Here is a 9636-nt window from a genome sequence, read left to right on the forward strand (position 1 = left end):
ATGCGCGCCGCACCAACAGGTCGAACACATGGCCGCACCGACCAGACCTGGAAAAGCGTTCGAAACCCCTTGCCAAAGGAGAGCCGTCCACACAGGGCGCACAGCCGATGTCGCCCGTGGCGCACCGCGGCCGCGGGTGAGTCTCTCCCCCCAAAGGCGGACTTGGATGGAACCGCGCCGAGGCGACGGGACGCAAACGGAGATCGCAACCGCCCGACGTTCACACGTCTGCCTTAAGCCCGCCTCCCGTCAGTCATCAATCTCCGTCGCATTCAGCAGACTGGGCCGGTCCAGGGTGCTCTCCCTCCACATGACGTTCCAACGTACAGGCCCAGACAGGCCGGTGCTGATATCTGCCGCGCCAGTTTTCCCTGCCCCGCCGCGCGAGGGCAGCACGAATCTCGCTTTATCGGATGCTACGAGCTGCAGATCGCTGCGTGGCGATGAGTTGAAATGGCGCTATCGCAGGCAGTTCGCAAACCGCTATAAAATCTTACAACGGTCTTGTGAGATCTCACAAGGCAGGCCAAACTTCGGTTCATGCTCGATGCAACCTCCCCTTTCCTCCCTGCTCCGATTGCCGAGGCGCGGCTCGACGTCGCCAGCCGCCGGCTGCGCACGGCTATCGTCTCCTGCGAGCTTACGCCCGGTGACTTCGTCCATGAGGCGGCCCTCGCCGAGCGCTTCGGGCTCGGCCGCGCCAGCGTTCGTGTGGCGCTGACCGAGCTGGCAGCGGGTCGCTTCGTCAGCCGGCATGCGCGGCAGGGCTGGCGGATTGCGCCGATCGACGGCGCGCTGATCGGGGCGGTTCTCGATGGACGTCGTCGGATCGAGCCAGCGCTGGCGACGCACAGGCTGGCGGAGCCCGCGCTCTCCAGGGCGACTGCGCTGCTTGGAATGGTCAAATCGGTCTCGGGGCGGACCGAGCCTGCAGCGCTCGCTACGGCACGCGCAGCCGAGCGCCAGCTTCGTGACTTGCTCGCTGCCGGAGCTGGCGCCTTCGCCCGCGACTGGCTCGGCGGGATCTGGGACCACTCGGACCGGATAGTCCGGCTGCTCGATCTCAGCGGCCACCCCATCCCGCCGGGGGATCTCGGCAACTTGGTAGCGGCGCTAGAAGCGGGCGATTCTGAACGCTCCAGGCGAGCGATCGAACGCGACCAGAAGCGCTTCGCCGACGCGATCGCCCACAGCTTCCTCGCCATGTCGGCGCAGCCGGCGCGCCCGCAAGCGCGTTCTGCCCGCCGACGCCGCTCCCCCCAATCGCCGCTTGTCACAGCCGATCGGCCGATCCCCCTGTCAAAGGAGAAGCAGTCATGACCGTTGCCCGGCGAAACTATCCTCTCGCAGCGGCCTGCGCCGCGATCCTCGCATTGGGGAGCGTCGCTCCCGCCCAAGCCTCCAAAGAGCGCTTCGTGGTCGACCTCGTCAACGAGCCGTCCTCGCTGGATCCGCAAGTTCAATGGAACCCCGACAGCTACTACGTCTACCGCAACATCTTCGACAATCTCGTCACGCGCGACGACAGGGGCGAGATCGTCCCGCAGGTCGCTACGTCCTGGAAATACCTGTCCGAGAACGAGATCGAGTTCGAGCTTCGTTCCGACATCACCTTCCATGACGGCTCGAAACTGACCGCCGACGATGTCGTCTTCAGCGTCAAGCGCATCACCGATCGCAGCTTCGGCAGCCCGCAGCTCGGCCAGTTCGACAAGATCACCGATGCCGTCGCGCTGTCGCCGACCAAGGTCAAGCTGACCACGCAGGGAGCCTATCCGGCCCTGCTGGCGCAGCTCGTCAAGCTTTCGATCGTGCCCAAGGCAGTTGTGGAGGCAGTCGGCAAGGATGCCTTCAACCTGAAGCCGGTCGGCAGCGGGCCCTACAAGTTCGAGGGCTGGCAGCGCGGCGTCGCGGTGACGCTGTCGCGCAACGATGCCTATTGGGGCACGAAGGGTCCGTTCCCGAGCGTGATCTTCCGGGCCGTGCCCGACAGCGCGACCCGCCTTGCCAATCTCCAGGCCGGCACCAGCGATCTCGGCGTCACGCTCGACAGCGACCAGGCAGCTCAGCTCAAGACCGCGGCGAAGGCCAAGCCGCTGACAGGCCTAACCGAACGTGTCGCCTATCTGCGCCTGAACACGACCAAGCCGCCTTTCGATAACGTTAAGGTCCGGCAGGCGGCCGCTCTCGCCATCGACAAGGAGGGGCTGGTCGACGGGTTGCTCGGCGGCTTCGACAAGCCCGTGGGGCAACTGCTGACGCCGGCGATCTTCGGCTGGATAGACGACCTGCCCGGCGCGAAATACGACCTCGCCAAGGCGAAGGCCCTGGTCACTGAGGCTGGCCCCGCGGCCAAGACCGAGATCGAGCTTTCGACCGCGCCGGTCTTCGACCAGCGCATCGTCCAGGCCGTGCAGCAGCAGCTCGGCGAAGCCGGGCTCAACGTCAAGATCGCGATGTCGGACATGGCGAGCTATCTGAAGCGCGCCCAGGCCGGCCCCGAGGGCACCTCGACGCTGAGCTTCGGGCGCTGGTCCTGCGCCTGCCAGGATGCGGACGGCGTGCTCTTCCCGCTGCTGCACAAGAGCAGCGGCTGGTCGGCCTATCGCAATCCCAAGACGGACGCCCTGCTCGAAGAGGCCCGCCAGACCCTCGACAAGGACAAGCGTCTCGCCGCCTACAAGCAGGTCCACGAGATCGTCGCGGGCGAGGTGCCGGTGATCCCGCTCTATCAGGCCGTCGTGATCTATGGCGCGACCAAGAACCTGAATTTCACGCCGACGCCGAACGAAAGCATGTTCCTGAACCGGATGAGCTGGAACGACTGAGCCGTAACGGCCGCCAGCAGCTCTGCGAGACCAAGGCGCCGGGAGGAGACCGGGCGCCGCCAACCAAAAAGGGGAACGACTGATGATGCGAACACGCCGAATGCTCGCAAGCGCGCTGCTCGCCGCTTGCCTGTCGCTGCCGGGGGGCGCGGCCTTCGCCGCCAAGGAGCGCCTGACGATCGACCTCGTCGGCGAGCCGAACTCGCTCGATCCGCATGTCCAGTGGAACCCGGACAGCTACTATGTCTACCGCAACATCTTCGACAATCTCGTCACCCGCGACGACAAGGGGGTGATCGCGCCGCAGGTTGCGACCTCGTGGAAGCAGCTTTCCGACACGAAGATCCAGTTCCAGTTGCGCGACGACATAACCTTCCATGACGGCTCGAAGCTGACCGCCGACGACGTCGTCTTCAGCGTGAAGCGCATCACCGATCAGAAGTTCGCCAGCCCGCAGCTCGGCCAGTTCGACAAGATCATCGACGCCGTCGCGGACGATGCCAAGACGGTGACGCTGACCACGCAGGGTGCCTATCCGGCCCTGCTGGCGCAGCTCGTCAAGCTCTCGATCGTGCCGAAGAAGGCCATCGAGGCCGTGGGCAAGGATGCCTTCAACCTCGCGCCGGTCGGCAGCGGTCCCTACAAGTTCGGCGCCTGGCAGCGCGGCGTGTCGGTGACGCTCGCCCGCAACGACGCCTATTGGGGCAGCAAGGCAGCGTTCCCGAGCGTCGTCTTCCGCGCGATTCCCGATGCCGCGACGCGCGTCGCCAACCTGATGGCCGGGACCTCGGATCTCGCGGCCAATCTCGACGGCGATCTCGCCGCCCAGCTCAAGACTTCACAGCGCGCCAAGCCCGTGCCGGTGCTGACCGAGCGCGTCGCCTATCTCGCGATGAACGTCCAGAAGGAGCCGCTGAACGATCCGCGCGTGCGCCGCGCCATCGCCCAGGCCATCGACAAGCAGGCGATCACCGATGGCGTGCTCGGCGGCACCGAGAAGCCATTGGCCCAGATGCTCTCGCCAGCGCATGAGGGCTTCGTCGAGGGAATCAAGGACCTGTCCTTCGACCTCGCCAAGGCGAAGGCCCAGATCGCCGAGGTCGGCCCGAAGGCGAAGCAGGAGATCGCGCTGGTGACCGCGCCGGTCTACGACCAGCGCGTCGTGCAGGCGCTGCAGCAGATGCTGGTCGATGCCGGTCTCAACGTGAAGATCGAGATGACCGATATGGGCTCCTGGCTGAAGCGCATGCAGAGCGGCCCCGATTCCATCCCCGTCATGGCGTTCAGCCGCTGGTCCTGCGGCTGCCAGGATGCGGACGGCGTGCTGTTCCCGATCCTGCACAGCGCCAGCGGCTGGGCCAACGCCAAGGACAAGACGATCGAGGACGCGCTCGAAGCCGGGCGCCAGACGCTCGATCCGGCCAAGCGGCTCGCCGCCTACAAGACCGTCCACGAGCGCATCGCCAGCGAGCACTTCGTGATCCCGCTCTATCAGGCGGCACAGATGTACGGCACCTCCAAGAACCTCGTCTGGACCCCCACGCCCAATGAAAGCATCTTCGTCAACCGCATGAGCTGGAAGGACTGACGCGGCGTGGTCGGCTTCCTCCTCCAGCGCGCCGGGCAGGCGCTCGTCACGATCTTCGGCGTGGCGACGCTGATCTTCTTCGTCCAGCGGCTGACGGGGGATCCGACCTATCTCCTGGTGCCGGAAACCGCCACGCAGGCCGATATCGAGGCCCTGCGCCATGCGCTGGGCTTCGACCGGCCGCTCATCGTCCAGTATCTCGGTTTCCTCGCCGATCTCGCCCGTTTCGACCTTGGCCAGTCCGTGGTGCAGCGCGTGCCGGTGATCGACATCATCGCCTCGCGTCTGCCCTACACGCTGATGCTGGCGGGCGGGGCTCTGACGGTCGCCTGCGGCATCGGCATTCCGGTCGGCATCCTGCTCGCGCTGTTTCGCGACAGCGCTGCCGCAAAGGTCGCCGCCGGTCTCGTGCTGGCGGCCCAGAGCATGCCGACTTTCTGGAGCGGCATCCTGCTCATCTTGCTCTTCGCCGTCACGCTTGGCTGGCTGCCGCCATCCTCGACCGGCGGCTTCTCGCATCTCGTCATGCCTTCGATCGCTCTCGGGCTGCTTTCGATGGCCACCTTCGCGCGGATCACGCGGGCGGCGCTGATCGAGGAGCTCACCCGCGACTATGTCCGCACCGCGCGAGCCCGCGGCGTCGGGCCGACGCGCCTGCTCCTGCGCCATGTCGCGCGCAACGCCGCGATCCCGCTCATCACCGTGGCCGCACTCGAAATCTCGAACCTGCTGGCCGGTGCGGTCATCGTCGAGACGGTGTTTGCCTGGCCGGGTCTTGGACAGGTCACGGTTCAGGCCATCCTCGCCCGCGACTTCCTGGTGGTGCAGGGCGTCGTCATGCTGGGGGCCCTGGTCACGATAGGGCTCAATCTGCTCTCGGACTTCCTCTACAGCGTCGTCGACCCGCGCATCGCTTTAGGGAGCGGCCGGTGAGCGCCCCTTCTCTTCCGCAGCCCCGCCGCCGCTTCCCGCTGAAGCGCTGGTGGCCGATAGCCATTCTCGCGGTCTTCGTCCTGACTGCGATCTGCGCGCCCCTGCTCGCTCCCTACGACCCCAATGCTCAGAACCTCGTCGGACGGCTGAAGCCGCCGGGGACGGCTTCGCGCAGCTTCTACTACTGGCTGGGCTCGGACGAGCTCGGCCGCGACCTCCTCAGCCGGATCATCTATGGCACGCGCGTCTCGCTGCTCGTCGCCGTGCTCTCCGTCCTTCTCTCGGGAGCGTTCGGAACCGCGCTCGGGCTGATCGCCGGCTATCGGCGCGGCTGGGTCGAGACCGCGGTGATGCGCGTCGCCGACGTGTTCCTGTCCATCCCGGCGGTGCTCCTCGCCATCATCACCGTCGCGGTGCTGGGGCCCAGCCTGGTCAACGTCGTCCTCGTGCTCGCCCTCACGCGCTGGCCGCGCTATGCCCGCGTGGCGCATGCGCAGACATTGGCGACGGCCGGCATGGCCTATGTCGAGAACGCGGTGCTCGCGGGCGGCGGCAATGCGCGCATTCTCTTCCGGCATATCCTGCCCAACATCGCGGGCACGCTGATCGTCGTCGCGACGCTGGAGTTCGGCCTGATGGTCCTGTTCGAGGCCGGGCTCTCCTTTCTCGGCCTCGGCGTGCAGCCCCCGACGGCGAGCTGGGGCTCGATGCTCTCCACCGGCCGCAACTACGTGGCCACCGCCTGGTGGGTCGCGACGCTGCCCGGGCTCTGCCTGTTCGCGCTGGTGCTCACCGTCAACCTGACCGGCGATGCCGTGCGTGACCGTCTCGACCCCCATTTTCGCTGAGGACCGCACCATGTTCGACGACATCAAGGGCAAGCGCGCGCTCGTCACCGGGGCGTGCGGCGTGATCGGGAAGTGGATCGCCGAGACGCTTCACGAGGCCGGCGCCACGCTGGCGCTGACCGACGCCAGGGAAGGCGAGCTCGAAGCCTTCGCCAGGACGCTGGGCCTCGGCGGCGACAGCTTCGTCAAGGCCGCCGACCTCACTGACGAGGCCTCGATCAAGGCGCTGACGGGCGAGATCGGGACGCGCTGGGGCGCCGCCGACATCCTCGTCAACAATGCCGGCATCTATCCGAGCGCCTTCCTACTCGACACGCCGACGGAGGAGTTCGACCGCATCTTCTCGGTCAACCTGCGCGCGCCCTTCATCCTGAGCCGCGAACTGGCCACTCAGATGGTGCGCGAGGGCGTCAGGGGCTCGATCATCAACATCTCCTCGGGAGCGTCGCGCAAGATGCGGCGCACCGCCGCCGTCTATTCCACCTCGAAGACGGCACTCGACCGCCTGACCAAGGGCTTCGGCGTGGAACTGGCCGAATACGGTATCCGCGTGAACGCGCTCGAGCCCGGCTTCGCGGCCGGCAGCACGGTCAGCGGCCTGACCGAGGCGCATATCCGGAGCACGATCTCCCAGATCCCGCTCGGCCGCCCGTCCTCGCGGACGGATGTCGGCAATGCCCTGCTTTATCTCGCCAGCGACGCGTCGTCCTATGTCACCGGCGCGACGCTGACGGTCGATGGCGGCAACTCGATCGGCTCTCTCGTGGTCCATCAGGACAAGAAGAGCGCGCTGTGAGGGCAACGTCATGAGCCAGACCGCCGGCCTTCCCCCGGCAAGCTTCCCCGTCTCAGCCTATGAATGGCCGAAGGGCAAGAGCAGCGCCTTCTGCTTCAGCGTCGATGTCGATGCCGAGAGCCCCTATCAATGGAGCCTCGCGACGGATGCTCCGCAGACGCTCGGCCAGATCGAGCAGCGTCTGTTCGGACCGCGCATCGGGATCTGGCGGATCCTCGACCTGCTCGACCGCTACGGCATCAAGGCGACGATGTTCGTGCCCGGGCTGGTCGCGAGGAACCATCCGGAGCTGCTGCCGGCCTTCGTCGCCCGCGGCCACGAGGTCGGCCTGCACGGCTATTTCCATGAACTCGCGACCGAAGCCGGGCCCGAGGAATTTGCCAAAGCGCTCGATGAATCGCTGGCCCTGTTCAAGAGCCAGGCCGGCATCGTGCCGACCGGCTTCCGCTCGCCGGCCTGGGAAATGACGCCTTTCATGCTGGCCGAGGTCAAGCGCCGGGGCCTCTATGATTCCTCGCTGATGGGGTTCGACCACCCCTACACCATCGACGGCGTGACGCAGGTGCCCGTGCTCTGGGCCGTCGACGATGCCATCTATTTCCGCTTCACCGGCAGCCCGACCGATCGCGCGCCGCCGTCGCCGCAGGGCGGCATCCTCGAAGCCTGGCTCGACGAATGGCATGTGCTGCATCGCGAGGGCCGGATGATGATGCTGACGATCCATGACTGGATCTCGGGCCGGGCCGGCCGCATCCGCATGCTGGAGAAGCTCCTCGACGTCGTCACCGCCGCGCCGGGCACCTGGATCGCGACAGTCGGCGAGCTGGCGGCCCATCACGCCGCCAGCGTCAATGCCGAGCGCTTCGCCGTGCCGCTGCGCCTGCCCGAGGCGAGCGCGCCCCATCGCTTCAAGGCCCTGCGCTGATGCAGACCTTCAGCATCCGGCGGCCCGCCGTGCACTCGCCCCACGGCCTCGTCGCGGCCCAGAACCGCCATGCCGCCGAGGCGGGCGCCGCCGTGCTGTCGCGCGGCGGCAACGCCATGGATGCGGCCGTCGTCGCCGCGCTCGTGCTCAGCACCGTCGAGCCCTGGCTGTCGGGCATCGGCGGCGGCGGCTTCCTCGTCCATGCCGACGGCGCGACGGGAGCGACCGAAACGCTCGACTTCAACGTCCGCTCGGCCGCCGGGCTCGACCCGGCCGATTATCCGCTGGCCGACGCGCAGGCAGGCAACTGGTTCAGCTGGCCCTCCGTGGTCGGGGACCGCAACGTCTCCGGCTATGGCGCGATCTGCGTACCCGGCGCGATCGCCGGGCTTGCCGCGGCGTTGGAACGCCATGGCTCGATCTCCTGGGAGGAGGCGCTTCAACCCGCGATCGAACATGCCGAGCGCGGCCTGGAGATCGACTGGTTCGCCGCCTTGTGCATTGCGATCGAGGCACCCGGCCTCGCCCGCGACCCGACGCTGTCGGCAATCTTGCTCGACGACGGCCACGGCCCGAAGGCCGGTGCCGACACAAGGCGTTTCAAGCCAATGCCGCTCAAGGCCAAGCTGCTGCGCCGGCTCGCCAAGGCCGGTGCGCGCGACTTCTACGATGGCGAGAGCGCCGCCTTGGTCGTGGCGGATCTCGAATCCGGCGGTTCGCCGCTGAGCGCCCGCGATCTCGCCGCCTATGACGTGGTCTGGGCGCCCGCCCTGACCGGGCGCTATCGCGAATTCGACATCGCCGCGATCCCGGGCCTGAGCGGCGGCCCAACCTTCTTCGACGCCGCCGAGCGTCTCGCTGATGGCCCACTGTCCCGTGAAACCGCGCGGGCCCAGGCAGCCCTGCTCTATGCAACGGCCATCCGCGAGTCTTACGAAAAGCGCCTGACCACGCTCGGCCATGCTGCGACGCCTCAGGCCGGCTGCACCTCTCATGTCAGCGTCGTCGACCGCTCGGGCAGCATGGTTTCGCTGACCAACACGCTGTTGTCGCGCTTCGGGGCCAAGGTCGCGCTGCCTCGGACCGGCATCATCATGAACAACGGCATGATGTGGTTCGACCCGCGCCCCGGCCAGCCCAACGCCATCGCAGCCGGCAAGAAGCCGCTCGCCAATATGTGCCCGCTCATCTTGAGCAAGGCGGGCCGCCCGGTTCTGTCCATCGGCGCAGCCGGCGGGCGCACCATCTTCCCGACGCTCCTGCAGCTGATCTCGGGACTGGCCGATTTCGGCCTGTCCCTGGAGGAGGTCTTTCATCGCCCGCGCCTCGACTGCTCGACGCCGCGCATCAAGATCGACGCCCGCGCCGAGGCCGATGTCGCGGCGACCGTCGCCAGCGCCTTCCCGGTCGAAATCGTCGAGGACACTCTCTATCCCGTGAATTTCTCAATCCCCTCCGCCGTTATGGTCACTGAGGGCGGGTTTATTGGAATGGCACACCCGACCAGCCCGTGGGCCGCCGTGGCAGCGGCCGCGTTATAGTACGCAGGCATTCTGCTTTAGGGGGCCGAGGCAACTATCGATGCGCCTCGCAAACGTCAGCTTGCGAGGACGAGCCGAAGTTCCGCTCTTGATGCTGTGGACGGCTCTCCAGCCCCGCGTGAGCATAGGCTCTCGCAGAAATGGAGGAGATCATGGACCAGGCAGCCACGATTGGAT

The 9636-nt window shown here is 67.1% G+C and carries 8 protein-coding genes; all 8 read left to right on the forward strand.

What is annotated here, in order from left to right:
- Nucleotides 1-540 precede the first annotated feature (540 nt).
- Nucleotides 541-1320, forward strand: a complete 780-nt coding sequence (locus tag ASE63_RS21160) for a GntR family transcriptional regulator (RefSeq protein WP_056806215.1) — start codon at nt 541-543, stop codon at nt 1318-1320.
- Nucleotides 1317-2828 (forward strand): ABC transporter substrate-binding protein, encoded by a 1512-nt coding sequence (locus ASE63_RS21165; protein ID WP_056806224.1) that lies wholly within the window; start codon nt 1317-1319, stop codon nt 2826-2828. Before ASE63_RS21160 ends, ASE63_RS21165 begins: the two co-directional genes overlap by 4 nt.
- 82 nt (nt 2829-2910) lie before the next feature.
- Nucleotides 2911-4416, forward strand: coding sequence for an ABC transporter substrate-binding protein (locus ASE63_RS21170; RefSeq protein ID WP_056806227.1), 1506 nt, complete (start codon nt 2911-2913; stop codon nt 4414-4416).
- 6 nt (nt 4417-4422) lie between these two features.
- A complete protein-coding gene (locus ASE63_RS21175; protein WP_056806230.1) occupies nt 4423-5349 on the forward strand; it encodes an ABC transporter permease in 927 nt (308 codons plus the stop codon).
- Nucleotides 5346-6197 (forward strand): ABC transporter permease, encoded by an 852-nt coding sequence (locus ASE63_RS21180; protein WP_056806232.1) that lies wholly within the window; start codon nt 5346-5348, stop codon nt 6195-6197. The genes ASE63_RS21175 and ASE63_RS21180 overlap by 4 nt, the downstream gene beginning before the upstream one ends.
- Nucleotides 6198-6207: 10 nt before the next feature.
- Nucleotides 6208-6993: an SDR family NAD(P)-dependent oxidoreductase gene (locus ASE63_RS21185; protein WP_056806234.1), complete on the forward strand. Its 786-nt coding sequence runs from the start codon at nt 6208-6210 to the stop codon at nt 6991-6993.
- Between the two features lie 10 nt (nt 6994-7003).
- Nucleotides 7004-7918 carry a polysaccharide deacetylase gene (locus tag ASE63_RS21190; RefSeq protein WP_056806236.1) on the forward strand — a complete coding sequence of 305 codons (915 nt, stop codon included), beginning with the start codon at nt 7004-7006 and terminating at the stop codon, nt 7916-7918.
- Entirely contained in the window at nt 7918-9459 is a 1542-nt protein-coding gene (locus tag ASE63_RS21195) for a gamma-glutamyltransferase (protein WP_156410527.1), read from the forward strand. The genes ASE63_RS21190 and ASE63_RS21195 overlap by 1 nt, the downstream gene beginning before the upstream one ends.
- The last annotated feature ends 177 nt before the right edge of the window (nt 9460-9636 follow it).

The organism is Allobosea sp. Root381 (assembly GCF_001429395.1).
Classification (GTDB): domain Bacteria; phylum Pseudomonadota; class Alphaproteobacteria; order Rhizobiales; family Beijerinckiaceae; genus Allobosea.